This window comes from Collimonas sp. GW821-FHT02H07, from assembly GCF_059421505.1.
On record NZ_JBWKVC010000011.1, the window covers coordinates 92,138 to 117,987 of the forward strand.

At 52.5% G+C, this 25,850-nt stretch carries 30 protein-coding genes; 17 read left to right on the forward strand and 13 right to left on the reverse strand.

Translation table 11 applies throughout. The features are described from left to right. The first annotated feature begins 18 nt into the window (after positions 1–18). The 4 genes from hemN (at position 19) to AC07V8_RS17470 (ending at position 5,823) form a co-directional block, all read left to right on the forward strand. Positions 19–1,434 carry an oxygen-independent coproporphyrinogen III oxidase gene (gene hemN / locus AC07V8_RS17455; protein WP_494680227.1) on the forward strand — a complete coding sequence of 472 codons (1,416 nt, stop codon included), beginning with the start codon at positions 19–21 and terminating at the stop codon, positions 1,432–1,434. A 117-nt stretch (positions 1,435–1,551) separates the two neighbouring features. Further along, on the forward strand, positions 1,552–2,586 hold the full coding sequence (adhP, locus tag AC07V8_RS17460; protein ID WP_494680228.1) for an alcohol dehydrogenase AdhP: 1,035 nt from the start codon (positions 1,552–1,554) through the stop codon (positions 2,584–2,586). Positions 2,587–2,644: 58 nt separating this feature from the next. Next, positions 2,645–4,210 carry an oleate hydratase gene (locus AC07V8_RS17465; protein WP_494680229.1) on the forward strand — a complete coding sequence of 522 codons (1,566 nt, stop codon included), beginning with the start codon at positions 2,645–2,647 and terminating at the stop codon, positions 4,208–4,210. A 2-nt stretch (positions 4,211–4,212) separates the two neighbouring features. After that, on the forward strand, positions 4,213–5,823 hold the full coding sequence (locus AC07V8_RS17470) for a L,D-transpeptidase family protein (protein WP_494680230.1): 1,611 nt from the start codon (positions 4,213–4,215) through the stop codon (positions 5,821–5,823). Between the two features lie 79 nt (positions 5,824–5,902). Here AC07V8_RS17470 and AC07V8_RS17475 read toward each other — a convergent pair whose 3' ends face one another. The 3 genes from AC07V8_RS17475 to phaP all read right to left on the reverse strand — a co-directional run bounded on the left by AC07V8_RS17475 (position 5,903) and on the right by phaP (position 7,658). Continuing rightward, positions 5,903–6,940, reverse strand: a complete 1,038-nt coding sequence (locus AC07V8_RS17475; RefSeq protein ID WP_494680258.1) for a zinc-dependent alcohol dehydrogenase family protein — start codon at positions 6,938–6,940, stop codon at positions 5,903–5,905. 47 nt (positions 6,941–6,987) lie between these two features. Next, entirely contained in the window at positions 6,988–7,194 is a 207-nt protein-coding gene (locus tag AC07V8_RS17480) for a cold-shock protein (RefSeq protein ID WP_494680231.1), read from the reverse strand. Between the two features lie 89 nt (positions 7,195–7,283). Next, the gene (phaP, locus tag AC07V8_RS17485) at positions 7,284–7,658 is read right to left on the reverse strand and encodes a TIGR01841 family phasin (RefSeq protein ID WP_494680232.1); all 375 of its coding nucleotides are present in this window, start codon (positions 7,656–7,658) and stop codon (positions 7,284–7,286) included. Between the two features lie 392 nt (positions 7,659–8,050). Between phaP and AC07V8_RS17490 the strand changes: the two genes are divergently transcribed. From AC07V8_RS17490 to AC07V8_RS17510, 5 genes are all read left to right on the forward strand, one after another. Beyond that, complete coding sequence (locus AC07V8_RS17490) at positions 8,051–8,497, forward strand: universal stress protein (RefSeq protein ID WP_494680233.1); 447 nt, start codon at positions 8,051–8,053, stop codon at positions 8,495–8,497. Between the two features lie 34 nt (positions 8,498–8,531). Next, positions 8,532–9,032: a DUF1269 domain-containing protein gene (locus AC07V8_RS17495; RefSeq protein WP_494680234.1), complete on the forward strand. Its 501-nt coding sequence runs from the start codon at positions 8,532–8,534 to the stop codon at positions 9,030–9,032. Between the two features lie 9 nt (positions 9,033–9,041). After that, positions 9,042–10,352, forward strand: a complete 1,311-nt coding sequence (locus tag AC07V8_RS17500; RefSeq protein WP_494680259.1) for an NRAMP family divalent metal transporter — start codon at positions 9,042–9,044, stop codon at positions 10,350–10,352. A 330-nt stretch (positions 10,353–10,682) separates the two neighbouring features. Continuing rightward, positions 10,683–11,270: a glycoside hydrolase family 19 protein gene (locus AC07V8_RS17505; protein ID WP_494680235.1), complete on the forward strand. Its 588-nt coding sequence runs from the start codon at positions 10,683–10,685 to the stop codon at positions 11,268–11,270. Positions 11,271–11,279: 9 nt separating this feature from the next. After that, positions 11,280–11,879 carry a hypothetical protein gene (locus tag AC07V8_RS17510; RefSeq protein WP_494680236.1) on the forward strand — a complete coding sequence of 200 codons (600 nt, stop codon included), beginning with the start codon at positions 11,280–11,282 and terminating at the stop codon, positions 11,877–11,879. Between the two features lie 269 nt (positions 11,880–12,148). On the opposite strand, the gene AC07V8_RS17515 is transcribed toward AC07V8_RS17510, so the two are convergent. The 7 genes from AC07V8_RS17515 to AC07V8_RS17545 form a co-directional block, all read right to left on the reverse strand. Beyond that, on the reverse strand, positions 12,149–12,607 hold the full coding sequence (locus AC07V8_RS17515) for a tetratricopeptide repeat protein (RefSeq protein ID WP_494680237.1): 459 nt from the start codon (positions 12,605–12,607) through the stop codon (positions 12,149–12,151). Positions 12,608–12,869: 262 nt separating this feature from the next. After that, complete coding sequence (locus AC07V8_RS17520) at positions 12,870–13,124, reverse strand: hypothetical protein (protein ID WP_494680238.1); 255 nt, start codon at positions 13,122–13,124, stop codon at positions 12,870–12,872. A gap of 537 nt (positions 13,125–13,661) precedes the next feature. Further along, on the reverse strand, positions 13,662–14,174 hold the full coding sequence (locus AC07V8_RS17525) for a hypothetical protein (protein ID WP_494680239.1): 513 nt from the start codon (positions 14,172–14,174) through the stop codon (positions 13,662–13,664). Between the two features lie 70 nt (positions 14,175–14,244). Next, a complete protein-coding gene (locus tag AC07V8_RS17530) occupies positions 14,245–14,526 on the reverse strand; it encodes a hypothetical protein (RefSeq protein ID WP_494680240.1) in 282 nt (93 codons plus the stop codon). A 353-nt stretch (positions 14,527–14,879) separates the two neighbouring features. After that, a complete protein-coding gene (locus AC07V8_RS17535; protein WP_494680241.1) occupies positions 14,880–15,554 on the reverse strand; it encodes a class I SAM-dependent methyltransferase in 675 nt (224 codons plus the stop codon). 275 nt (positions 15,555–15,829) lie between these two features. After that, entirely contained in the window at positions 15,830–16,168 is a 339-nt protein-coding gene (locus AC07V8_RS17540; protein ID WP_494680242.1) for a DUF6404 family protein, read from the reverse strand. A gap of 206 nt (positions 16,169–16,374) precedes the next feature. Continuing rightward, on the reverse strand, positions 16,375–16,734 hold the full coding sequence (locus AC07V8_RS17545; protein WP_494680243.1) for a hypothetical protein: 360 nt from the start codon (positions 16,732–16,734) through the stop codon (positions 16,375–16,377). Positions 16,735–16,958: 224 nt separating this feature from the next. On the opposite strand from AC07V8_RS17545, the gene AC07V8_RS17550 reads away from it, so the two are divergent. Then, on the forward strand, positions 16,959–17,243 hold the full coding sequence (locus AC07V8_RS17550) for an HU family DNA-binding protein (RefSeq protein ID WP_494680244.1): 285 nt from the start codon (positions 16,959–16,961) through the stop codon (positions 17,241–17,243). Positions 17,244–17,299: 56 nt separating this feature from the next. Next, on the forward strand, positions 17,300–18,028 hold the full coding sequence (locus AC07V8_RS17555) for a septal ring lytic transglycosylase RlpA family protein (protein WP_494680245.1): 729 nt from the start codon (positions 17,300–17,302) through the stop codon (positions 18,026–18,028). Between the two features lie 74 nt (positions 18,029–18,102). On the opposite strand, the gene AC07V8_RS17560 is transcribed toward AC07V8_RS17555, so the two are convergent. Further along, positions 18,103–18,348 (reverse strand): GlsB/YeaQ/YmgE family stress response membrane protein, encoded by a 246-nt coding sequence (locus AC07V8_RS17560; RefSeq protein ID WP_211441391.1) that lies wholly within the window; start codon positions 18,346–18,348, stop codon positions 18,103–18,105. Positions 18,349–18,952: 604 nt separating this feature from the next. Here AC07V8_RS17560 and AC07V8_RS17565 point away from each other — a divergent pair. The 4 genes from AC07V8_RS17565 to AC07V8_RS17580 all read left to right on the forward strand — a co-directional run bounded on the left by AC07V8_RS17565 (position 18,953) and on the right by AC07V8_RS17580 (position 23,787). After that, entirely contained in the window at positions 18,953–20,287 is a 1,335-nt protein-coding gene (locus tag AC07V8_RS17565) for a hypothetical protein (protein WP_494680246.1), read from the forward strand. Positions 20,288–20,383: 96 nt separating this feature from the next. Continuing rightward, positions 20,384–21,307, forward strand: a complete 924-nt coding sequence (locus AC07V8_RS17570; RefSeq protein ID WP_494680247.1) for a LysR family transcriptional regulator — start codon at positions 20,384–20,386, stop codon at positions 21,305–21,307. Positions 21,308–21,451: 144 nt separating this feature from the next. After that, entirely contained in the window at positions 21,452–22,177 is a 726-nt protein-coding gene (locus AC07V8_RS17575; RefSeq protein ID WP_494680248.1) for an alpha/beta fold hydrolase, read from the forward strand. A gap of 272 nt (positions 22,178–22,449) precedes the next feature. Continuing rightward, the gene (locus tag AC07V8_RS17580; RefSeq protein ID WP_494680249.1) at positions 22,450–23,787 is read left to right on the forward strand and encodes a winged helix-turn-helix domain-containing protein; all 1,338 of its coding nucleotides are present in this window, start codon (positions 22,450–22,452) and stop codon (positions 23,785–23,787) included. Positions 23,788–23,817: 30 nt separating this feature from the next. Here AC07V8_RS17580 and AC07V8_RS17585 read toward each other — a convergent pair whose 3' ends face one another. Together AC07V8_RS17585 and AC07V8_RS17590 are read right to left on the reverse strand one after the other, a co-directional pair. Then, positions 23,818–24,147 carry a transposase gene (locus tag AC07V8_RS17585; protein ID WP_494680250.1) on the reverse strand — a complete coding sequence of 110 codons (330 nt, stop codon included), beginning with the start codon at positions 24,145–24,147 and terminating at the stop codon, positions 23,818–23,820. A gap of 164 nt (positions 24,148–24,311) precedes the next feature. Next, positions 24,312–24,596: a hypothetical protein gene (locus tag AC07V8_RS17590; RefSeq protein WP_494680251.1), complete on the reverse strand. Its 285-nt coding sequence runs from the start codon at positions 24,594–24,596 to the stop codon at positions 24,312–24,314. 331 nt (positions 24,597–24,927) lie between these two features. Between AC07V8_RS17590 and AC07V8_RS17595 the strand changes: the two genes are divergently transcribed. Both AC07V8_RS17595 and AC07V8_RS17600 read left to right on the forward strand, forming a co-directional pair. Continuing rightward, positions 24,928–25,368, forward strand: a complete 441-nt coding sequence (locus AC07V8_RS17595) for a transposase (protein WP_494680252.1) — start codon at positions 24,928–24,930, stop codon at positions 25,366–25,368. A gap of 76 nt (positions 25,369–25,444) precedes the next feature. Next, complete coding sequence (locus AC07V8_RS17600) at positions 25,445–25,615, forward strand: hypothetical protein (protein WP_494680253.1); 171 nt, start codon at positions 25,445–25,447, stop codon at positions 25,613–25,615. The last annotated feature ends 235 nt before the right edge of the window (positions 25,616–25,850 follow it).

Consider the following 25,850-nt stretch of genomic DNA (forward strand, 5'->3'; position numbering starts at 1 on the left):
CCGGCTACGAGAATCAAGATGTCACATTCAGACGGATCGGGCATTGCGCCACTGCAGTTGAGTAAATCAGTGTTGTCAAGCATGGAAGAATATGGCTCCGGGTATGTCACGTATCCCGCCACGAAGCATTTTTCCACGCGCTTCGATGCTGATGATTTTATGAAGTCCGTTGCCGATCGCCACAATGCGAGACCACGGCACGGCTTGTCGCTATATCTGCGCATGCCTGGCTGCGACGCCGGCTTCGATTGTCAAGCCTGCAGCGGCCGTTCCGGGCCATGCCGCAGCCGTACAGATCTCTATCTGCGCTATCTGAAGCGCGAGATCGATATGCAATCGGCGCTATTCAGCGATATGGATACGGTCGAACAGTTGTATGTCGGCGCCGCCGCATCGATCTGCCTGCGCACGGAACAGAGCGACGCTCTGATGCAGCATCTGCGACGCTCCTTTAATCTTGCGGCCGGCGCCGGCCGTGAATATGCCGTAAGGATAGGAGCATGCACGACATCAATTGCGCACCTTCATGCACTGCATGCGCAAGGTTTCAACCGGCTAAGTTTGAGCGCTCAAGATCTTACCCGGAATCCAGCCGTCGTGATTGCGCATAATGGCAAGCTGGCCCAGTCCGCCGCCAAGGCTGCTGAACTGATCCAGGCGGCACAAGCAGCAGGCTTTCGCTCGGTCAGCGTCGATTTCATCTATGGCCACCCCTATCAGAATCTCATGTCGGTCGCGCGCAATTTGGCCATTATCACTGCTGCCGCACCTGACCGCGTCGTACTGCATGACTATATGCGTTTTTCGCACGCTTCGGCAGCGGGGCACCCGTCTTGCCGTATACAACCGCCTGGTACGGACAGCAGGCTAGATATGTTTCATCGGTGCGTCCGGCAACTCAACCTGGCAGGCTACGTGTATATAGGCATGAATCATTTCGCCAAGCCGGGAGACGACATTGCATTGGCCCAACAGCAGGGACGCTTGTATCGCAATTTACAAGGTTTTTCGATACATGCCGAGACCGATGCGATCGGCTTCGGCATGTCGGCCATCTCCGCCATAGGCAGTTGCTATAGCCAGAATGGAAGGAAGCTGAGCGATTATTACGCGAAGATCGACGCTGGCACGCTGCCTATTGGGCGCGGCATGTATTTGACGAAGGACGATCTGCTGCGTCGCTTCATCATCCAGCGGTTGGCCTGCAATTTCGAGGTGTCGCTCGGTGTCCTGGAAATTGCCTATTTGATTGTTTTCAAAGAATATTTTGCAGCGGAAATGGGCATGTTGCGACACATGGCGGCGGACGGCCTGCTACGGATTGAGCCTGACAGGATCACCGTACTTGCCAGAGGCAGGCTACTGATACATGTCATCTGTCGGGTGTTCGACCGCTATCAAACTGCGCCGCCAAGTCAACAAATTTATCCGTAGAACAAGCAGGCATGACAGAAATCTTCGTATCGATGCGAAATTTGATTCACATCAATAACGCTGTTGTCCTGTACGGTTACGCTGGCGCCAATCACCTATCCAAAAGAAGGAAGCGTCATGACAAATAAAATGCAGGCTGCCGTTGTCGAACAGTTCGGCAAACCACTGGTGATCCGAGAGTGGGATATTCCCGCTGCCGGCCCCGGCCAGATCCTGGTCAAGACAGAAGCCTGTGGCGTATGCCACACCGACTTGCACGCCGCCCACGGCGATTGGCCGCTAAAGCCTGCACTGCCGTTCATTCCAGGACATGAAGGCATCGGTCTGGTCGTGGCGGTAGGGGCTGGCGTGACGACGGCGAGGCTGGGCGATCGGGTTGGCGTGCCGTGGCTCTATTCGGCTTGTGGTCATTGCGAGTATTGTCTTTCGGCCCACGAAACGGTATGCGCGGAAGCACAGTTTGGCGGCTACACGAAGAATGGCGGCTTTGCCGAGTACATCCTGGCTGACGCCAGCTATGTCGCCCATATCCCCGCAAGCCTTGCGGCAGTCGATGCGGCGCCGATCATCTGCGCCGGAGTCACTTCGTATAAAGGTATCAAGGAAGCCGGGGTAAAGCCTGGCGACTGGATAGCGATTTCAGGCATTGGAGGCTTGGGAAACCTGGCCATCCAGTACGCCAAAGTAATGGGCTTGCACGTATGTGCGATTGATATCGACGACGGCAAGCTGGCCCAGGCAAAATCCCTGGGCGCCGAGCTGACCATCAATGCCCGGGCCAGCGACGCGATCGCCGCCATGAAAGAAGCGACGGGCGGCGGCGCCCAGGGCGTCTTGATCACCGCGCCTTCGCTTGAAGCGTTCCAGCAAGGCGTCGCCATGACTCGCAAGTGCGGGACCTGCGTACTGGTCGGCCTGCCGCCGGGTGAATTTCCGTTTCCACTGTTCGACGTGGTCGCGAATTGCATCACGGTGCGCGGCTCGTTCGTCGGTACGCGCCAGGACATGGCGGAAGCGCTTGCCTTTGCCGCCGAAGGCAAGGTAAAGGCGCATATCGAATTGCAGCCGCTGTCCGCCATCAACCGGGTTTTCGAACGGCTTGAGCATGGCGAAGTAGCGTCGCGCGTGGTGATCGATTTCCGCAAGAACTGAACAAGCCGGTTCGAGCTGCGTTGTAGAAGCAATATGAATTTTCAAGGGAATGGAAAAAATGAACAAGAAAGCATATCTGGTGGGAGGCGGCATCGGTTCCATGGCCGCCGCCGCATTCATGATCCGCGACGGCAGGATGCGGGGAAGCGATATCACCATCCTGGAGGCTGCCAGCGTTTCAGGCGGCAGCCTGGACGGATGCGGCAATCCTGAACAGGGTTACTCCATGCGCGGTGGCCGCATGCTGACCTTCGACAACTACGAATGTACCTGGGATTTGTTCAAGTCGATTCCGTCGCTGACGGCCGAGAACAAGTCTGTACTTGAAGAAACCATTGAATTCAACGAATTGCACAGGTCCGACTCAAAGGCTCGGCTGATCGACCGCTGGCGCGGCAAAGTCCCGGTGGCGTCGATGGGGTTTTCGATGCAGGATCGCGCCGAACTTCTGAAGCTCAGCAATGCAGACGAAGATATGCTGGGCAACAGCAATATCACTGACTGGCTGTCGCCGCCTTTCTTTGAGACCGAATTCTGGTACATGTGGTCCACCACCTTCGCTTTCCAGCCCTGGCACAGTGCGGTAGAGTTCAAGCGTTATCTGCATCGCTTCATGCTGGAATTCACACGTATCGAAACGCTGGGAGGCGTCAAGCGCACCATTTTCAATCAAAATGATTCCCTGGTTCGTCCATTGCACAGCTGGCTGGCGGCGGAAGGCGTTCGTTTCATCATAGATTGCACGGTGACGGATTTTGAACACCGGACAGTCGACGACATGTTCGTAGTCAGCGCCATCCGATGCCGGCGGCGAGGCGTGAACGAGGTCATCGAAGTTGGGCCGGGCGACCTGGTTTTCTTTCAAAACGGCTCAATGACCGATGCCTCCAGCCTGGGTTCCATGACAACCGCTCCTGCGTCCTTGTCCAAGATTGACAGCGGCGGCTGGACGCTCTGGGAAAAACTTGCACTGGGGAGGCCGGAATTCGGAAATCCTGCCGTCTTCAACAGCTGTATTGCCCAGTCGTCCTGGGAATCGTTCACGGTAACTTCGAAGAATCCGGCATTCTTCCGGGGCATAAAGGAATTTACCGGCAACCAAGAGGGGACCGGCGGTCTGGTGACATTCAAGGATTCCAATTGGTTGCTGTCGGTGGTGCTGCCGCATCAGCCGCATTTTTCCGATCAGCCGGAAGATGTACAGGTATTTTGGGGCTATGCCCTGTTCCCGGACAGAGTGGGAAATTTTGTCGCCAAGCCCATGGCGGAGTGCAACGGCGAGGAAATTCTTCGCGAGCTTTGCGGGCATCTGCGCTTCGACCTGGATTCTGTCGCTCAGGCAATCTGTATTCCCTGCCGCATGCCATACATTACGAGCATGTTCATGCCGCGTACGCGTGGCGACCGGCCATTGCCCGTGCCCCGGAATTCCAAGAACCTGGCATTCATCAGTCAGTTCGTTGAAATTGCGGATGATGTCGTTTTCACCGTCGAATATTCTGTGCGAGCCGCGCAAACGGCGGTCTACCAGCTACTTTGCATCGACCGCCAGGTACCTGCCGTCACGCCGCATGACAAATCGCCGCTGGTCTTGCTTGAGACACTGATCAAGTCGCTGCGCTGATTTTGAAAAAGTCGATTAAGGAAGCAACGGCTCTTCGCACTTGGTTTGCCAGATGTTCGTACATTGGAATAACGGTTCTTCTTTTGGGATACGGCTGCAATGTCCTTGCGGACGATATCCCCGCCTGGTTTGTCAACGGCCGTCCCAGCGAAGAGGCAATCCAGGCTGTAAAAATCCTGCAGGCTGCTGATCAAGATGGCCTCAATCCTGAAGACTACCGGGCAAACTTCCTCGCGTACATCGTCGATGAAGCAAGGCGCGGCGCACTCTCTTCGGACGATGGTCGGGCTGGTGATGCGATCGCACTCACGCAGGCTGTGGAACGTTTCATTTCCGATTTGCATTTTGGCCGAATTAATCCACTTGATATCCACGCATCGTTCAAGACGCCGCCTCGGCAGCTGATTCCTGCTGCTTACCTGAGGCAAGCCGTTGCCAGCCATGCGCTGCCTGCCGCCGTGCGTGCGGCCGCACCGCAGTTACCGCTTTATCGCCAGTTGCAACAGGCACTGGCCGCTTATCGGGAGCTCGCAAGGAATCCGCTCATGCAACGTCCTCTGTCGCCGTTGCCGGCAAATAAAATCGAACCCGGTCAGTCTTATGTCGGCGCCCGCGACCTTGCGCAAAAATTGGTAGCCCTGGGCGACATGCGTACAAGCACTGAGACCAGCACGGCATACGCCGGAGCCATAGTCGACGGAGTCAAAGCGTTTCAGATGCGACACGGCCTGAGATCCGATGGAATAATTGGCAAGAGTACATTTGCGGCGTTGAGTATTCCCGTCTCGGCGCGCATACGGCAAATTGAGCTGACGCTTGAGCGTCTGCGATGGACGCCGCTGCTGATGAACGAACGCATGATTGTGGTGAATATTCCTGAGTTTGTACTGCGCGCTTACGATACAAAGGAGCGCAGCGTGAAGGTCCGCACGAATGTGATTGTGGGAAAGGCGATGAACAAGCGAACTCCGATTTTTGTTGAAGATATGCGGTTTATCGAATTCAGTCCATACTGGAATATCCCGGCTTCGATCGCCAAATCGGAAGTGGTGCCGCGCTTGCGGCGGGACCCTGCCTATTTCAAAAATCAAGGTCTCGAATTCGTCAGCCGAGCCGGCACTGTCGTAGCTGATCTGTCGCAGAAAAACCTTGAAGCCGTGATGCATGGCCAGATGAAGATGCGCCAACGCCCCGGGCCCGCCAATGCATTGGGAAACATCAAATTCGTCTTTCCCAACAGCGACAGTATCTATCTGCATCACACTCCGGCAATCGATTTGTTTGACCGCGATCGACGCGATTTCAGTCATGGCTGTATCCGCGTGGAAGATCCGTTGGCATTAGCGAAATTCGTCTTGAACGACCAGCCAGAATGGACTGAGCAGCGTATCCGCGATGCGATGGACAGCGGGAAATCAACAACATTGCGCCTCAGGCATCCACTGCCGGTTGTCATTGCTTACGCTACTGTTATCGTGAAAGGCGACGATAAGATATATTTCTTTGACGATATTTACGGTAATGACAAATTGCTTGATATGGCCTTAAGGAAAGAAGAAAACTCTCGGCTAGGCGAGTGGAAAAGAATCGTCAAGCCGAATTTGCACGGTTAAGAAATGATTCTCTAAAAAAGAGCCGATCTTGAAGATATCGAAGATCGGCCTCTTCATCAAATTCCAAGTTGTCAGCGTGTCATGTGCTGCTGAGGATGACTTTCATAGCTTGCTCTTTTTCTGCGTTGGAGAAGACTTCGTAGGCCCGCAAAAATTGGTCGAAAGTGAAGCGATGCGTGATCAGGTTTTCCGGCTTTAGCTTTTTCGATTCAACGGTCTTGAGCAGCATCGCTGTAGTATTGGTATTGACCAGGCCGGTAGTCAGCGTAATGTTCTGCGCCCACAGTGTCTGGATCTGGAAATCTACGCTCTTGCCATGTACGCCAACATTGGCGATATGGCCGCCGGGACGGACTATTTGCTGACAGACATCGAATGTCTGTGGAATGCCAACTGCTTCAATCGCAACGTCGACGCCGTCTTTTGTGCTTGCCTTGATGTGTTCTGCCGGCTCGGTTTTGGTGCTGTTGATGACTTCCGTTGCGCCGAACTTCGTAGCCAGGTCAAGCCGAGATTCGTCAATGTCGATCATGATGACTTTTCCAGGCGAGAAAAATTGCGCGGTCAACAGGGCTGCCATGCCGACCGGGCCGGCGCCGACGATGGCGACCGTATCACCCGGCTTCACAGCGCCATACAAGACGCCGATTTCGAAACCGGTCGGCAGAATATCGCTTAGCATGACCAGGGCTTCTTCGTCCATCCCGGCAGGAACTGGATAGAGGCTGTTGTCGGCTTGCGGAATCAGTACATATTCGGCCTGCGTACCGTCGATCAGATGGCCCAGTATCCATCCGCCGTCCGCACAATGCGAATACATTTGCCTTTTGCAGTACTCGCATTTGCCGCAAGAGGTAATGCAAGAGATGAGCACATGGTCGCCCTTCTTGAAATTGCTGACGGTGCTGCCGGTTTCTTCCACGATGCCGACGCCTTCATGCCCCAGTATCCTGCCGCGGCTGACTTCCGGCACGTCGCCTTTCAAGATATGCAAATCCGTGCCGCAAATGGTGGTTTTGAGCATCTTGACGATGGCGTCTGTGGGTTTGGCAATTATTGGCGTGGGAACAGAGTCCCACGATTTTTTTCCAGGCCCATGATAGACCAGGGCATGCATCGTAGAAGGGCGTGTCATGGAATTCTCCTTGATGGACTACCGGTGCATTAAGTCGCTTCCTGGATATTGGAAGCTTGCTTGCCTTTTGGTCCCTGTGTTATCTCAAATCTGACTTTCTGGCCCTCTTTTAGAGTCTTGAAGCCATTCATCTGAATTGCGGAGAAGTGCGCGAACAGATCTTCGCCGCCGTCATCCGGAGTGATAAAGCCGAAACCCTTGGAGTCGTTGAACCACTTGACGATGCCTGTTGACATGGAGTGCCTTTCAAAAAATACCGCGATTCGCGTAAGCTGAAGTCGTTGCTGTCACATGCAGCCATACTTTCGGTTTGCTGGCTTTCTTGCTACCTGGCGCCAACCACCAGTTTTTTCATCTTGTTGGCGGTTTTTGCCGCGTGCGTTGCAGCGCCTCGGAACATCTCAGCCTGGGTGCAAGAAACTATATCCGCCATATGATGGCTATAGACGCAAACTTGTTCAGCGGTTGGCCGCATTTGCGCAGATCTCAGCAACAGCCATTCTTGAGGCGTAGCGGCAGACATCATTTGCTGCGAGACATTGGCTGACTTTGCCAGTGAATCCTTCATCGTATCCAGATTCAGGTTGGTGGCCTTTACTGCACCTTCGAGCGTTGCGGTGGTCAGTTCAGCCATGACATTAAGTTGGGCTTCGCATGCGGCCTTCATCGCGGCTGAAACAGGTTCCAAGAGTGGAAACATGGTATCTCCTTGTCAGAAATGAAAATTCTCAAGCGCCAGTCGAGGCAGCGCATGTCTTGTCTGGCGTTATTGTGTGCTTTAATCGCCAGAGGCGATTGATGCATATCAAATTTGCGGCAGAAATCTGACGCCATGGGGCGTATGCCATATCACCATAGAAGAACCCTCGGGCGCCGCATCCGGGCGGACGCAGATATTCCTGCGGTTCCCGGACAAATCGGCCCCGGTTTGATGTAGGTCAAATTGCTTATTGGCTACCTCTATAGGATCCGGGTTGCATCTGTCAGATACTTGCTGCCCTGTCAGCGGACACGACGAGAACGATGGTGTGGCATACATCAAACGACGTACTTGTTTTTTATTTGATTCATTTGATATTCAGGATATCTATCATGTACACCAATATATTGGTTCCAGTTGACGGCAGTCCAACCTCGGATCGCGCGGTAGCGGAAGCCGCAAAACTTGCCGCAATCTGTTTTGCACATGTACGTCTGCTGCATGTGCTTGATATGGCCGCCTACACCAGTGGTTTCGAGCAGGCCGAAGTCTACGTCAACCAGATTCGACCCTTGGCGCTGACCGCAGCAGAAGACTTGCTCGCACGCGGACAAGCCGTCCTTAAAGCTGCCCAAGTTCCGGTTGATACTGAGCTGCGGGAAAGCGCAGGCGGACGCGTGGCTACCATCATCGTCGAACGCGCGGCAGCGTGGGGCGCCAACGTCATCGTAATGGGAACGCATGGCCGGCGCGGGATAGAACGCTTGATGATGGGTAGCGATGCTGAGCTAGTAGTGCGCACATCGCCGGTGCCGGTGTTGCTTGTCAAAGCAGTTTGATTTTCTTTAATTTACAATTGTCTGGGAACCGATCATGAAAAAAATGCATCCGCCGGTCTATGCATTCCGCACCCATGAGGCGGCGGAGCAGGCCATCCGCTCATTGAGCCAGGCAGGCTTCGATGTTACGAAGTTGTCGCTGGTCGGCAGGGGATGCCATAGTGAAGAGCATCCCGTCGGATTTCATACCGTGAGCGAAAAAATCCGTTCCTGGGGTGGGGTAGGGGCTTTGTTCGGTGGCGCGTGGGGTTTGCTGCTGGCCCCGACTGTATTCTTCTTTTTACCGGGCTTAGGCTTGATGGCGACAGCCGGGCCTTTGGTATCGGCGCTGGTCGGCGCCTTCGAAGGAGCGCTGTTTGTGGGCGGCGCGTCAGCCTTGGGAGCGGCGTTGACCGGTATCGGCGTGGCGGACGACCAAGTGATCGAATACGAGACGGCCCTGAAGGTAGACAAATACCTCCTGATCGTGCATGGCAGCGCCGAAGACCTGCTTCATGCAGACTCCGTCTTGGCCGGCGCCACGGCAATAGCGTAACGCATGAAAATGGCCAACGTCGACTCCGGCGCCCCGATTCCTGTGAACGGCCTTCGGATCTTGTGGGAGCGCCTGAAGGAACATCCTTTGGCCCGGGTCGGGCCCGGATTGATCACCGGCGTCGCCGACGACGATCCCAGCGGTATTGCCACTTATTCGCAGGCGGGCGCCCAGTTCGGCCTCAACATGCTGTGGACAATGCCGCTGGCGTTCCCTTTGATGGCCGCAATCCAGTCCATGTGCGGGCGTATCGGCAGGGTCACGGGAAAAGGGCTGGCGGCAAATATCAAGGATACGTTTTCCCCGGCCGTACTGCTGGCGGTGGTACTGTTGCTGCTGGTAGCCAATGTTCTCAATATTGCGGCCGATGTGGCTGCCATGGGAGAGGTAGCGGAGCTGGTTACCGGCTTCAACCGTCATCTGATGACAGCTTTTTTTGTATTTGGCACCTTGCTGTTGCAAGTATTCATTCCATACCATCGCTACGTTTCCTTCCTGAAATGGCTGACGTTCTCTCTGCTAGCCTACGCAGCGGTCCTGTTCACAGTTCATGTTCCGTGGGGAGAAGTGGCGCTGCGCACTGTCTGGCCGAAATTCGAATTCAATTCTGCTACCGCTGCCGTGATCGTCGGCGTCTTCGGCACCACCATCAGTCCCTATCTTTTTTTCTGGCAGGCATCCGAAGAAGTTGAGGATTTACAGGCAAGACCCGGCGCTGTCCCGTTGATCCGTGACGGCCAGGATCCTGGCAACGAACTTCGCCGCATTCAGTGGGATACCTGGAGCGGTATGTTTTATTCCGATATCACGGCCTTTTTCATTATTCTGGCGACGGCTGTCACGCTCAACGTTGCCGGTGTCAAAGATATTGATAGCGCTGCCCAGGCAGCCAGCGCGCTTAGGCCTCTCGCGGGGGATTTTGCCTACATCCTGTTTGCTCTTGGCATTCTTGGCGTCGGCCTGATCGGCGTACCAGTGTTGGCTGGTTCTGCCGGTTATGCGCTGTCGGAGGCTATGGGCTGGAAGTCCGGACTGGAACGCAAGGCAGGCGACGCACGCGGATTCTATGGCGTCATCGCCGTCAGCGTGCTGGCGGGGCTCGCCATTCAGTATTCGCCGATCAGTCCGATGAAAGCTCTGTTCTGGAGCGCTGTGATCAATGGCGTCGTCGCCGTGCCGTTGATGATCGTGATTATCGTGATGGTTTCAAAGAAATCTGTGATGGGGAAATTTACCGCAGGCCGGCTGACAACTGCGCTCGGCTGGATAGCAACTGCAGTGATGGGAGCGGCGGCGATACGAATGTTTGTCGCTAGCTAGATCTATAGTTGGTCTGTCCCCGTGCTTACGGAGCCTCCTCTGTTCAACCGATTCAACATGCAACTGTCGAGTATAAACAGCAAGTCGGCCTTGCGATCAATATGGACGGCTCAGATTTGCAGGGGAGTTTTCGTACTATTGGTACAGATTAAGCTACGTCCCGTATTTGAAAAACAAGGATTCATGTTGCTGATGAGACTGTCGACAGAGAGCAATTTTTTGACGGTATTGGTGACGGTATAAATTATTTTTCAATGTGTTTCTTCCTTATTTTTTGTGGGTTTTAATGGACTATACGAATCCCACCCTCCGCCAGTACACGTAGTATCCATGCGGGAAGCAGAGCATGGGCAAGAAATCAAAGCCACCCTAAGTGATCAGGAAATTTACAGATTGATGCCACAAACAAAAGCAGAAGTAGTTGGTGCCCACGCGCCTAGTCTTAATAAGATAATGCTTCAATGGGGATTTTCTGACAGATTAGAGCAAAGTCATTATTTGGCCCAGGGTGAGCATGAGTCGGGGGGGGGAGTGAGCTTGATGACCGAACTCCCGTCTAAATATGCAAGTAGTGCTTCTCACTATAAAGGCCGTGGTTTTGTACAAATTACATCTGAGGGAAATTACAAAGCATTTAACTCTTACGTGGTGAAGTACATTAGAAATGTTGATGTCGTAGCGAATCCGGAGCTTTTAGGTTCTGATTCATATCTTGCCTTTGCCGCCTCCTGCTGGTACTGGAGATCAAATGATGTACGCCGCTCTGCGCACAAAGGCTTTACAGACGAGGTGGTGGGTGAGGTTGGGCGAGTGATTAACAGAGGGCCCGGCCGACGGGATGAACCTGACTATCTCCCCGTTAATCGAGAGGATCGACTCGATAAATTTCATCAGACAAAAGAAGTTCTATTAGATTGAGGAATGACGATGAAAGATTTGTATTCTCGGAATGTGGCGGTTTTTTTATTTCTGTATTTTTTCTCGAATTTTATTTTTGCCGTCGAAAAAAATGATGTTGAGGTCTTGCATAGCACTATGAAAGCTGGCTACATAAAAAATGTGACGATCAAAGTCGATGGAAATGTTCAGGAAATAAAACTGCCATCTTCAGGGGCTTGGGAAAAATCCTTCTCCATTAGCGGGTTGCGTTGGGGCGGTTCGCGAATGCTTGGGGTCACCCTCGATGATCGCGGTCAAATTCCGTCCGTTGCATATTTTCAAATTGAGGGCAAGAAAAGCTGTTTTGCTGGAGAGCATTCTCTATTGAGTTTTGACAATGAAAGTAATTTTGTTGTAGAGCCTATGCATTCCAGCGCTAGCGAACAAGTCATTAATCGCTATAAGTTGAAAAAATGTGAGTTGAGCTTTTATGATCAACTTGTTGATAAAGCAGTGGAGGCAGATGATCCTGACGTAATCACGAGGCGAGTCATTAGAGTTAAGGGAGTAGATTTGCCACGCTACGAGTGTGATTACACAATCAAGCAAGGGAAAATCCTTGACGCCGATAATTGCTTTAGGAAATAGGTTGTCGACTTCACCATCACGCAGATACCTGCGCAGCGACAACGGCCCGGAATTCGTCAGCCTGGCCTTGCTCAAATGGGTGCCGAACAGGGAGCAGTATGTGCATTGATCGATCCGGGCAAGCCGTGACGAACAAATTTGAGACGGGCAAATGTCGAAGACAGCGTCCCACTCGATGAAATATAAAAATGTATTGGCTGGGTGGAGCAATCATATCTGGCTGCGGAAGATGATTTTGCCAATGCGTGGTTAGCAGATTGCCAGTTCTTTCAATGCGGTTTTAATGCAAGAATAGCGGCGGCACGTTTTTCGACGTATTCAGCATTTTCCTCCCGTCCGGTCTGACGGTATACCACGGCCAGCTGGCCGAGCGTGTTGGCGATGTCCGGGTGATCTTGACCAAGTATGCGCTCCTTTATCGCCAGCGTACGCTTGAGAAATGACTCTGCTAGCGCGTATTGTTTTTGGGTGGAATATAGCCACGCAAGATTACTCATTATCCCTGCGACATCCAGAGGTAGTGAGGTTGCTGTTCCCTGGATAATTTGAAGAGCGGTCTTTTCCGCAACAATGGCTGCAGCAAATTGCCCTTGCTGGCTCAGCGCCACAGCTTCGTTATTCAAGCTTCCCCAGTTATCTTCTTGTGCGTATGCGAGAGGGCTCCCACCGTATCCCAGCAGAAGCAACAGCAATGATTTGGTCAATATGTTCATGAATTTTTCAGTCATTTCTATACTCGTTCGTTCAAACGGGTCATATCTTCGATCGTCCCGTCGGGATTGATTTTGAAGTCCAGAAATAGCTGACTTGTACCGCACTGCTGTAAGTCGGCCTCGTATAGTTCATTGAAAATAATCGAGGTGCGACAGCAGCGACAGGTGATTGCCGTTCTACGGTTTGACCCGACTCCTGTAGCGCAGGCACACTTGCCGTCTTCGATGTTTTCATGCCAGTTGTCGTTTCTTGCGTCATTGGTTGATAAAAGGAAGCTCAAACCACACGTTTGCAACGTCCGAATGGATCGTGGCTGTGAAGGATCGGAGGATCGTTGCTTGCATTTGCCGCAGCATTTTCAGCTAAGACTTCTTTTATCGTCGTCACAGAAACGCCATATCTGTTGGCTAACATCCGTATAGGTGCAATGCTGCCGGCATTGATCAACGCCATATGTTCGGCTTTTAACGCCGTATGGCTCCATGTTCCGTCTTGATTCTTGGCTGTGCCGGATTTTTTTGCAATTGACATATCGGATAGATTTCTATGCCGCACTTCGGCGTTCCATGGCGCCTGCCAGCAGATCTGCCGTCCGACTGGCAGGGGAGTGTCTGAATGGTCTTCCGGGAGAGTGCTGTGAGCAAAGCATAGGGTCAGTGGTGTGTGTCAGAGTTTTTGTACCTGGGAAGGCGCTTGAAAAACACGCGATGCCTGAATATTTTTCTTAGGACGATGGTGCCTGTCACAAATGCTCCTATCCCCACACACCAAGCGACAAATGCTAGTTCGGCAGAAGCGATACGCGATATTTTATATTCCAGAGCCACGCTTGATATGGCAACTACAACATATATGATCAGAGGCAGGCCGTACTCGACTTCAGCGTTGCAGCCTCGGCAAACAGTGGCGCCGCGCACGATCAATCTTCGACAGTAAGGACATACGATATACTTCAATTTAACTGTCCCGCGGCTGCTGAGTGGAGGAAATGAAAAATGTGTCGCCCGACATCTCGGGCAAAAAAACGTAACAGATGATGACATCCATAGAGATGGGAGGCCGGTCAATTTAAAATTTTCGATTATAGGAAAATAGAAGCCCGGCGGTCCCAAGTAAAGAAACATCCATTGCGTCTCTTGGCGTTATTTTCCAACCCGCTGCAGGTATGGCGATGGGCGACAATCCGTTGTAATTGAGTGGGACTTTATCTTTGTATTTCCCTACATACCCATACATGAATCCCACTCCCAATTTTGCATAAAGGGCGGGCTGTCCAAATAGCTGATCCCACGTATAGCCCGTATACACCGTACCTGTCGGTTGTCCAAAGGAGTTGGAGAACAGCGCTCCTCCGATGAACCATTGATCACTTCGATGGTGCTCCATGCCGATCAAAACGACATCTTTGTGCTCGGGGCTGTATTGATAATGATAGGTATATGGAGAAATCTTCAGTTCCCAATAATCATTACTCGTGGATGTCAGTGTTTCCTCTGCATGCAGCGGAAGGGCAATAAACAACGAGCCAATCATTAAAATTACCGCTGGAAAATTCACAAAAAACATTGCTTCCCATCTCATTTTTATTACGACATCGCAAAGCACTTAACAACGCACATGCGAAGAAGCAGCGACGACAATCAACAACTGGTCAGGCTTTATGAATGGCAATCAGCCAGGCTGCGTATTCCAAAGTGGATTTGTAACCCGACATGCTGGGATGTGTGCGATTGGCTGCCGTAGTCAATTGGTCTTTTAACGCCAGCAAATACGTTTTCGGATTGTCGGAATTTCTCTTGGCGAAGTCGCAAATATCTTTGACGATGTGATGAGTCGCGATTTTGACGTTTTGACCGTAGAGCGACAAGGCTGCCAGCGCTTCAATTTTCTTGAAATATTCATTGTTCAGATAATTTTCGAACTGAGCCCCCATTGCCTACTCCAGAAAACATCACTGCCATGGAAATAATTTAAGAGAATATTAGGGATAGATAGACCGCCTGTCTATTCGCTTGCATGGCATTTCACAAGAGTTTTCAAATTCATCAATGATCGAAAATGATGTGTATTTTTTGGTGCACAATCGGCGCATGAACATATAGGGCGTTCTGCTGAGATAATGATTTAGTTAACTATTTTCTTTGTATGTCATTCAAAGAAAATAATCATTCACCTTATGTCAAGAGTCCGGGCAGAACACATGCGCACCGGCCAGCGCACTAAGTGCAATCATGACTACGCATTTCATTTCGTTTCTCGCCGCCTTGCCGGGAGAGGACCCCCAAATTAAAACGGCCGAAAAAACGTTACGTTGTGTTCGTCAACCTTCTGCTTGTAGCGCGTGTCGTGGATCGCCATATGCACAGGCTCTTGTCTTTCGTCGGAGTAGCGGTTGAAGATGCCTGCGGAATTGGCCGCATGAACGACCTCGGCCAGACCAGGTCCAGCCCAGTGATCGTGTCCTCTCAGCAGATAGAAATGCATCTGACCGCATTGCTGGTGCGCCCAGTAGTCGTGCCAGGCAAACGAGTCGGGGCGCCATAGCGAATTGTGGCCCTCGAAAAATACTTCGCGGCTCATCGGCATGCACTCGGGTGTCGAGATGATGATGTAGCGCGTCCGGTAATTGAGAAATTCCAACAGGTCGCGGCCCTGCGAATGCAGCATGTGCTCGATGACGTCGCCCAGGATGACGACATCGTAGAGGTTGCAGCTGCGTTCGTAGAGCTTGTCCGCCGTGATGGGAAGGATGTGATGGTATCCCACCTCGCGCAGCTGATGAAAAGCAGCGTGGTCGCATTCGAGCGCCGTCAACTCGCATTCTGGAACAAGATCCTTAAGCAGCGCGCCATACTTGCCGCCTCCTGCTCCGATATCCAGGATCCGTTGCGGGTTGATGGTCTTGATGATGTGCTGGGTCAAGACATCGAATGTCGGCCAGGAGTAGCCAATATGTGCCATGGGTATGCCTTAGGGTTTGGAAGAATTGATCGGACTCACGCTAAAATCCTGTTGTCTGTCATTGATTGTTTGGCAATGTTTTGAGCAGCGCTTTCAAAATTACAAACCATCTTCATCCATCGCAGACCTCACAAGTGATCGTGATTGAATATTCGCGTGCGTGGGCGCATAAGGCCTGCGTGGATGCCGCGCGAGAGGCCGCAGAGGACGCTTTTGCCGAGGCATGAAATGGGGAACAAAGAAGTGTGCCAGAATTTTTTGTGCTGGACGGAGACTCACCGCACGGCCAGATTGTACTTGCTGGCTGCATGGCGGTAGTAGAGCGCTGCCCCATAGCCGAACGTCCCGCCTATCAGAAATGCCATAACCACGGCAAACATGAGGGGCGCCCCAGCCGGGGACAAAAGAAAATACCAAGTGAAGACCCCCCACGCAATGCCAAACCATATCGCAAAAAACAGGCAATTGAATTTGACGCTGGCAAGATGCGGAGGAGGAACTGGAATGCCCGCACACCATAGCAAACGATGCAGAGGAGGGGCGTAGTTGTAGCGCGCAATTCCAGTCGTCTCTAATATGCGTAATGCTGTTTTGATTGCTGGTAGATACGACATAGGGGAGCGTCTCGCGTTGTGGTGCCCATCTCATGGAGAGCTAGGTTGAAATTACTGGCTGCTTGCATCCATGCAGAATTTCCGTAGAAGTATGTAGGGCGAATGTTAGGGATAGACGCACTAAGTGTCTATTGGCTTGCACGGTATTTCACAAGATTTTTCAAATTCATCACTAATAGAAATTGATCTTGTTTCCTGGCATGCAATCAACGTGTCTTTTTCGCAGTAACAGCAGCTGATTGTTTGTGATGCTTCTTCATATGTTTTTTATGCGAATTGACTTTCACTGGTTTGTCATTGACCATGGTTTTCTGAGCGGCGGCAGGAACATTCGCTGGCAGGGCGCCGATGGAGGGCGCTTTGGCATCCACTTTGGCGGCCGCTGCCGATGTCACATTGCTTGCGGCATTCGTGGCTGCCGTTTTGGCGGTTGTGGTCGCAGAGGTTTTAGCTGCGTCGACTGCCCCATTGGCCATTGCCGTGGCGTCAGCTTTGGCTGGCATTTGCGCATATGCGGTACCGATGGCGAAAGTTGCGATAGCGATGGCCGAGATCAGTTTTTTCATGGTGTGTCCATCCTTTGAAATTTATGTGCAGGCATCTCCTGCATGTTCCAATAACGTGAGCATCGGGAACTTGTTGACGCGACAATGTGAACAATTGAAAAATCTCCATTTTGATCAGCGTTCTTTGATCGCATTGCAATAGACTGTGCATCGGTTAGGTCGCCGATCTAAAAAACATAAGCTGCTTGTATTGACCATCCATAATTTTTTAAGGAAATAACGCGATGAATAAAACGGAATTGATCGATGCTGTTGCCACGGATGCCGATATCTCGAAAGCCAGCGCGCAACGCGTGTTGGATTCGCTCATTGGCCACGTGATCAAGGTCGTGACCAAAGGCGATACGGTGCAATTGATCGGATTCGGTTCGTTTTCCGCGGGCAAGCGCGCCGCACGGATTGGTCGTAACCCACGCACTGGCGAAGAGATTAAGATTGCTGCTGCCAAAACTGTGAAGTTCGCAGCTGGCAAGGGATTCAAAGATACCGTGAATAAAAAGAAGAAATGATGTCAGGCAAGCCTCTTGATAGCACTCCAGGGGCTTGCTGGTTTTGGCGGCCATTCATGGTCGCCGACTATTTCATCTTATTGCTGCTAGCTTGTGTGGCCATCCCCGCCGGGGCTGATACAGTCTTGACCCAGCCCTCCATGCCAGCAGTGTCAGCGTCGGAAAATTTGCAGGGCGCCGACGCATCAATTCCTGCTTCGGACACCATCCCTCATTCATCCTTCCCCAGCGAGTCGATGTCGCCATCAACTCCTGAGACATCCAATGGCCAGTACTTGTTGCGCGAGCGGACAGTAGCGCCTAAGCGAAATCTTCATCTTGATGGGGGTATGCACTTGCGCTCCGATCTCGGCACCGCTGTCCAGCGTGGCACAGCCTCTTGGTATGGTCCGGGTTTTCATGGGCGCAAATCGGCGGACGGCGAGCGCTTCAATATGTATTCGATGACAGCGGCGCATCTGAGTCTGCCGCTGCTCAGCTGGGTACTGGTGCGTAATGTCCGCAACAACAAGGTAGCGTTGCTCAAGGTAACCGATCGCGGGCCGTACCGTAGCAAACGGATTCTGGATGTTTCCTACGCTGCCGCGAAGCAGTTGGATTTCATACGTAGCGGTACCGCGCAGGTCGAGGTCCGCCAGCTGTCGCAAAGCGAGGCCAGCTGGGTGCGCCGTCAGCTCGATGAGGGAAGCGGAACGTCGACCGAAGAGGAGGGGAGTTCATCGGTCGACACCCACTATGAATCAGCAGTGAAAGTGCAAGAGATCATTCGACACGACGACAAATAATCACTTTGCCCGGATCGGAAAACCCGCAGTCAAGCGGGTATTCCACAGCATCGAACTTCAGCCTCGTCATTCATTCAAGCGCGCTTGATAAGTCGCAGAATGAACAATAGGATGATTGCTCCTACGGTAGCAGTGATGATTGATCCGATAATGCCACTGCCGATGTGAATGCCCAGCACGCCGGCTAACCAGCCGCCAATAAATGCGCCGACGATACCAACGATGATATCGATCAGCACACCGAAGCCGCCGCCTTTCACTACGACTCCCGCCAGCCATCCAGCAATCGCGCCAACTATCAGCCAAACGATAAGACCCATATTGTTCCTTTTGAAATTGATTGAATTGATTGAATTGATTGTCATGAAACTGCCAGGTAAGAGTAACGCAAAAAAATCTAGAAAATAATGTATTGCGGATTCGAAAACGTTAAAGATTGTGATTTCTTCCGGTGCGTTGGATGACTGCGTCAATGAGAGCGTTACTCCTCGCGTTTGGGACGGACACGGAACGCAACCTGACCGCCGCAGCTTGCTGAAGAGCGATATCGATTCCATCTTCTGGCGTCAAATGCCATCAACGCTGCACGTCCTGGCGGCGTGATGCTCTGGATTCTCTGCTGTTCCGATCAGTTGAAGCAGGCCGCTTTTTTTCTATGCAAATCACCAGCTGCGACCTTGCTGCGTCGCGGTGAATGCTGCATTTTTAGCCGCACTAATATTTATCCGGTACGCAAAAATAAGGTGAGGATAAGGTGAGGATTGTGGCGCCCCACTTGGGAAGCTATTGCAAGAGAAGTCCAGCTATCGCGCAAATTCCGTGGGGAAATGTAACAATCAGCATTGAATAGTCGATAGAATATGAAGACGCATATTTGACTGTCGATGATTGTAGAAAAACATATGAAATGTCTTGGGCGCTGAAATGCATAATTCATCAGGTGCGCTTACCGATATAGATCCTGTATCAGCCGGGTTTGCTATAGACCAGGATGGTTTTGTTTCTTACAAAAACTCGCTTCTCTTTTTGCCCCCCAAGGAACGCGGCGCCTTTCGTCTGTTGCTGAATGCCTGGCCGAAAATCGTTTCAAAGGAGGTTTTTTCAAAAAATGTCTGGGCTGGGCGCATGTCGGATGAGGGTTTGGCCCGATGTATTACGCAGCTGCGACGGGCTCTCTCCAGTCTCGGTGTCGTGCAGATCGATTCCCTTTATGGTCAAGGTTACCGTCTGGCGATTTTGTCGGATAAAGTGCGGCGATTGCCAGCTTTGCCGGCGACGGCGCATTCCAGCAAATCCGATGCGGCAAAGCCCCATGCCGCATTGGTCGAGGCTTGCATCCACGCCCGGCAATTGCTTGAACGTCGTTCGCTGGATGCCTTTTCCCAGGCTGAATCGATACTCAAAAATGTCATCTCCAAGGCGCCCGACTATATGGTGGCCAAGCTGTTGCTTGCACAATACGTGGCCGACAGAGCATTTTTCGATGGGAACATACAGCGCTCGCAAATCGACGATGCTCTTGGCGAATTAAGATCCGTTCAAGATGCCGAGCCCTATTTGCAAGGCCTGCAATCACAGATCGGCTACCTCCTCGATTGCAAGTGGCATTTCGATGATGCCAAGGGCGCGCACGAACAGGCGCTGCAAATGTCGCCTGATGATGACGTCGCCTATTATCGTTACGGCTTTCACCTGCTGACCAGCAATGCTCCGTCCGAGGCCGTCAGCGCTTTGCGCTCTGCCGTTCAGCTCAATCCATTCTCGCCGAATATGGCGGTCGGACTGGTGCGTGGCTACGCTTGCGCCGGCATGGATCCAGTTGAGGTGCTGGTGCACGCGCGCAGCGCCTATTCATCCCATCCGGATAGCCCTTCGGCTTACGTGAATCTGCTCTATACGCTGGCCTGGGTGGATCCGCAGCCGGAAATCGCCCATGCGGCGCGGCATTTCGTGCAAAAGAACCGCTATGCGCACGCTCTTGCATCCAGGGCCGTGGCATACGTGCTTGCGCGTTGCGGCGATCATGCGGGGGCGCTGGAAATCATTGAGAAGCATAGCAGCACCCATGGAATACATCTGGCGGCTCTAGTCGCCATGGGAATGCTCGACGAGGCGATGGAGAAAGTGAAGGCCGCTGCCGAAACCGGATTTGGCGTCTTGCCTTTTTCAATCAGCGTTCCGGAATGCGATGCGTTGAAAAAGCATCCGGATTACGCCCAGGTGCACGCCAAGGTATTTGGCCGTGTTCCCACCAAATAATTGATAGCGCGACTGAATAAAGTTGACGTGGTATTGTCCTTCCTGCGCTGGCATCACCATTGCCGGTCTTCTGAAGTCAATAGAGGCTAGCAAAGCATGAAACAACTGGACCTGACGCGTTTCGATCTCAATCTTCTGGTTGTGCTTGAGGCGCTTTGGGCCGAAAGACACGTCGGCCGCGCCGCCGAAAGACTGCATTTGTCCCAGTCAGCAACCAGCCATGCTTTATCGCGGCTGCGTACTGCCTTTGCCGACCAGCTTTTCATTCGCAACCCCCGCGGGATCGAACCGACCCCGCTGGCCATCGAGTTAATGCCGCGTGTGGCGGCGGTGCTCGAGTCGGTTCGGCTCGTCGCCAGCCCACGTGGCCCGTTCGATCCAAGCCGTTTGCAGACGGTGCTCTCAGTGGCCGCCACCGATCACGCCATATTGACCGTCATCGCCCCTGTTCTGGCCAAGATCCAGGCTGCCGCGCCGGGCGTCGTGCTGAGACTCAGACCAGCCGATACCGAATCCGCTCTGCGCATGTTAGACGCCGGCGAAATCGACATCGTGCTGGGGTCGGGCTCTTTTTCCCAGGTTCCGCAGCGTTTTGATTGTCAGCTTGTCCATAAGGAGCGTTTCGTCGGCATCGCGCGCAAGGGGCACCCGGCGCTGGTCAAGCGAGGCAAGAAGCTGCACATGGATTTGGATGACTTCGCTCGGCTGCCCCACATTCTGGTCTCGCCGCGCGGCGATGCGAGGGGCGCTGTCGATGAAGCGCTGGAGGCCCTCGGTCGTGCCCGCAAGGTGAGCGCCACCTGTCCCAGCTTTCTGGCTGTTCCGTTCATGGTCGGCGCTTCGCTATCGATAGCAGTGATCGCCGAGCGGGTCGCATTGCGGATGCAGGAGACCGCGCAGCTGAGCCTTTTTGAGCTGCCCTTGGCGCTGCCAAGCTGGGAGGTGCTCGTTGCTCGAGCCCGAGGGCGCGCCAACGAACCCGCCGTTCAGTGGATTACGGATATGATGATCGCTGACTAAACATCGGCAAGGGCTTGCCGCGGTTGGAACGACCAAGGGGCTATGAATCGTATGCATCGACATGCTGCGTAAATGCCATTGGATCGAATGCCTCGGGCCTCCTAGAATTCGGTTGTCGTTTATTTAACCATCTAGGAGTACCCCATGAAAACAGAACCTACCTTGGTCATGATCCCTTGCTTCTCAGGGGCTCCGTGGCAGCTAAACCAGTTGACCTACTTGCAGAGTCGCCCCATGCGTACTCTTCGGTTGCCGGACGACGTGTGCGAGCTGGACACGTTGGCCGACTTCATCGCTGGCCAGGTGAAGGACCTCGAGAGCTATGTGTTGGTTGGTGATTCCTACGGCGCGGTCGCCTCGATCGCGTTTGCGACGCGGCAGCCGAAGGGCCTGAAGGGCCTGGTGCTCTCTGGCGGTTTTGCCAAGAACCCGATTACGTCGCCCTTGCTCAAGACGATGGGAGCGCTTGTTGCCTTCTTCCCCGGGGCCTTTTACCGACAGGGAACCCTTCGGTTCCACGCCGCGCAGTTGGCTTCGTCGTTTGACAAGGAGGGCGAGATACTTTGGTCAACCGCAAAGAGTCGCGCCCTCTTCATCAGGGAGACGCCGCATCAGGCCTACGTCAACCGCATTCGCTCGATCGAGAAGGCGGACTATACGGCCCTGCTGAAGAAGATCGACGTCCCCACGCTGATCCTGACTCCCGAGGAAGATAAGCTGATCGGCGAAGAAGCCGCGGGAATCCTCCGTCAAGGCATAAAGGCCTCGCAGGAAGTCATCATGCCGCGCACCGGTCACATGTTCAGGTTCTCGCATCCTGGCGCCTATTCTCTCGAAATCAGGAAGTTTCTGGAGCGGGCATCGCTGTAAGGGCTCTGTAAATAGCGGCGCCGTCAAGATTCGTACCTGGAATCCGGCGTCATGCAGGCGCATTGTGAGGCCGAAAGAGCTCAGATTACCAAGCGGCATCCGCGACCTCTATAGTCCTGGGCAGTAACGCAGCGAGGCAATCCGGCTCGCCAGCTATCGTGCAAATTCTGCGGGGGAACGTGACAATCAGCGTTGAATAGTCGATAGAATATAAACGATGCAAATTTGACTGTTGATGATTGCAAAAATCGCACGTTTTTTTGATCGCTGAAATGCCTAATTCATCCGACACGCTTGCCGATATAGATCCTGTATCAGCCGGGTTCGATATAGACCGGGATGGTTTCGTTTCTTACAAAGACTCGCTGCTCTTTTTACCCCCCAAGGAACGTGGAGCCTTCCGTCTGCTGCTGAATGCCTGGCCCAAGGTCGTTTCAAAGGAAGATTTTTCAAAAAATGTCTGGGCCGGGCGCATGTCGGGTGAAAGTCTGGCCCGATGCATGACGCAGCTGCGTCGAGCCCTCGCCAATCTTGGCGTCGTGGAGATCGACTCTTTCTATGGTCAAGGTTATCGACTGACAATCTTGTCGGATAAAGTGCGGCGCTTGTCCGCTGTGCCGGCGATGGCGGATGTCTCTCACAAATCCGATGCGGCAAAGCCCCATGCCGCATTGATCGAGGCTTGCATCCACGCCCGGCAATTACTTGAACGTCGCTCGCAGGATGCTTTCTCTCAAGCGGAAGCCATACTCAAAAATGTCGTCGCCAAGGCGCCCGACTATATGGTGGCTAAACTGCTGCTTGCACAATACGTAGCCGAGCGGGGGTTTTTTGATGCGAATATACAGCGCTCGCAAATTGACGATGCGCTTGGCCAATTAAGAATCGTCCAGGATAGCGAGCCATATCTGCAAGGCTTGCAATCGCTGACAGGCCATCTTCTTGATTGCAAGTGGTATTTCGATGCGGCCAGAGGCGCGCACGAACGGGCCTTGCAAACGTCTCCTGACGATGACGTCGCTTATTATCGCTATGGATATCATCTGATCTACACCAATGCCGGATCCGAGGCCGTTAACGCCTTCCGTTTCGCGGCGCAACTCAATCCGTTCTCAGCGAACATCGCCACCATGCTGGTGCGCGCCTGCGCTTGCGCAAACATGGATCCGGCCGAAGTACTGGCGCAAGCGCGCAGAGCATATTCGTCTCATCCGGATAGTCCTTGGACTTACGTGGTTCTGCTCTATACCTTAGCCTGGGTAGACCCGCAACCGGAACTCGCCCACGCCGCACGTCATTTCGTGCAAAAGAACCGCTATGCGCATGCCCTCACGTCCAGGGCCGTGGCATACATACTTGCGCGTTGCGGCGATCATGCGGGAGCGCTGGAAATCATTAAGGAGCATAGCAGCATTCATGGCATACATCTGGCGGCGTTAATTGCCATGGGAATGATTGACGAAGCGATGATAAAAGTGAAGGCAGCTGCCGAAACCGGATTTGGCGTCTTGCCTTTTTTACTCAACGTTCCAGAAAATGCAGCCTTGAAACAGCATCCGGATTACGCCCAGGTGCACGCCAAGGTGTTTTCCCGCATGCCGGCGGAATGAGCGATTCCGGCGGGAGAAATATGCTGTGTTTCATTGCTGCTTTTTTTGATCAAAGCGCTCGCAGAACAACACAATCTGATGCAATAGAAATTGCAGTTCTTGATCTTCAATCTGACTGTGCGCCAAAGCACGCCATATTTTACGTTGGTGCCAGTCGAGCAGGCGAAGGTAATGGGCAGGCCATTTGCCAAACCTGGATGGCAGATTGCGCCAGGATTCATGGTTTAACACTATCCACAATACTGCTTCAATGAACAGGCGATTGTCTTTTCGGAAATGATGTGAACTTTTGGGAAGCGATAGAATGAAGTCTAATTTTTCCCAGTGGTCGTCAGCCAGTTTTTCGCCGTATATCAACATCTCCCATCCCGTAATAATTTGCGCCTGGCCAACCCGCCGTTGTCGTCCGGAGTCGGGTGGACGGCATGGCGGCGATGACGAACGTCATGAGCATTCGCAGTGGAATTTTTCAATATGTACTCGCTATAACGAGCGATGCCACGAATTTTCAGTAGAGCGAAAAATTAAGGCGCCTCTATAACGATCAGCGACGCCGCATAGTTGAGGGTTTTTCTGTAATCCGGCAGGCTTGGATGCGTGAGATGGCTCAAGGTCAGCAATCTATTTTTGAAAGCCATGAGATTGAATTCGGGATCTCCTAATTTTTTCAGAATCAGATAGCGGCAAACCTCATTGATCGCGACGTGCACCTGGCCGACGACATTCATGCCGTAAAGCGTAAGCGCTGCCAGGTTTGAGATTTTATCGATGCATTCATCGAGCACTTTGTCGCCGGAGATTATTTTCATGTAATTTTTGCCGCATGATGATGAAGGAAATCATCCTAGAGATCGAGCTGTCATCAGTCCATCGCTTTGTTCGATCTTTCACAAAGCTTATCAATTCCAATCGTATTCGGTAATAATATTTTCTCGGCGACAAGTATTCGGCGCATCTTTTATTGTCTGCAGGCGTTACGCCGACTGCGCTGAAGGCGGGAATTCATCAATGTTTACGTCTTCTTGATGATTTCGTTAATCATTGTTTTCGTATGTCACACGAAGAAAAGAATCATTTATATTACATTCAGTGTCGGCCGCGTGACGGTCGGTTTGTCTCTCTTATGAATGGATTCTAGTCATGTTTCTTCGAGATGATCAGTGGGGAAAATTGGAGCCGCTCATGCTTGGCAGAAAGGGTAATCCTGGAGTCAGCGGGCGTAATAATCGCTTATTTATCGAAGCAGTGCTTTGGCATATCTCCGGTAAATGCTGCTGGAGCGAATTGCCATCTGAATTTGGCGGATGGAATTCCGTCTACATGCGATTCAGGCGTTGGAATCAGAGCGGCTGCTGGCGCCAGATGCTTGAAGATCTGCGCGACGACAAAGAACTGTCTGGCGTAATCAAGCGCATCGCTGCGTATGCCGATGAGCAGACGCAAAGTGCGGTGAGAAGAAAAGACAGGAGAGCCAAGCGCGAGGTTTATAGCGCATCGACAACGTATGCTGGAAAAGAAACGCAGGCGCCTGACGAAAGCGAGTCAGGAAGTCATTGGCTGTCGCTGGTGGACGCCATTTGACTAATTCTGAAGTCAGCATTTCGAAGCGGAATAAAGAGCTTTGCACATATCGTTAGTGCGAAAAACAGGAGGAAAATTGACGACCTATTTTCAGAGCGCGGATCAGGATGACGGCGCCAGAGCGTATGTGCATGCGGATAGAGAGAAGTGCGAAATTGTCGCGAGAAAAAAGGTCGAGGCGCGACGGATGCTTGAAGACGCCTTGGAAGAAATCCGGCAACGCCAGGCTGAGTGGAACGCCAGCTAGAAGCAGGGATGGTAGAGGAGCCTTGCTTGGTATTCGCGATTGTTGACATCGCAGGCTGGCAGGAACTTGGCGGCGGATATGTGTCCGGCAGATGGGGCACACGATCAATGATGACGTCTTCATGATGATTTTGTAAGCGGGTGCTTATTGGGGAGACAAAGGCGAAAAGCGCATATAACATTGGCAAAAATCTCGATAGCGTATGAAAAGGTGAGGATAACTTTCCTTTCCAAAT